This window comes from Cobetia sp. SIMBA_158 (assembly GCF_046566945.1).
Classification (GTDB): domain Bacteria; phylum Pseudomonadota; class Gammaproteobacteria; order Pseudomonadales; family Halomonadaceae; genus Cobetia; species Cobetia amphilecti.
In genome coordinates this window covers 1-245 of record NZ_JAWJYL010000900.1, presented here as the reverse complement: position 1 = coordinate 245, position 245 = coordinate 1, and the positions used below count along the sequence as shown (strand labels likewise).

Annotated in this window: 1 protein-coding gene; it reads left to right on the top strand. The window is 58.8% G+C overall.

The features are described from left to right. Positions 1 to 23: 23 nt before the first annotated feature. Positions 24 to 245 (top strand): hypothetical protein (locus R2R70_RS22430; RefSeq protein WP_410979262.1); only part of this gene is annotated, 222 nt, incomplete at its 3' end.

Genomic DNA, 245 nt, shown 5'->3' with positions numbered 1-245 from the left:
ATATCGACGGAGAGAGCACGCGAATGTCGGAGGACATCGGTCGAAGGACGACGACCCAGCAAATGTCGCTGGGGCTGTTTGAGGAAATGTCCGGACAGCCCATCAGCGAGAGCACGCGGGAAATCGGCTTTCAGCGCAATAACGTTTTTGTAGCGATCAACGGGCTCGGCCTGTCGTCGCGGCGTTTCATCGACGCCGCGTATTTCATCGCGGCCCAGGAACCGATTGCGCACGAGACCTACGAC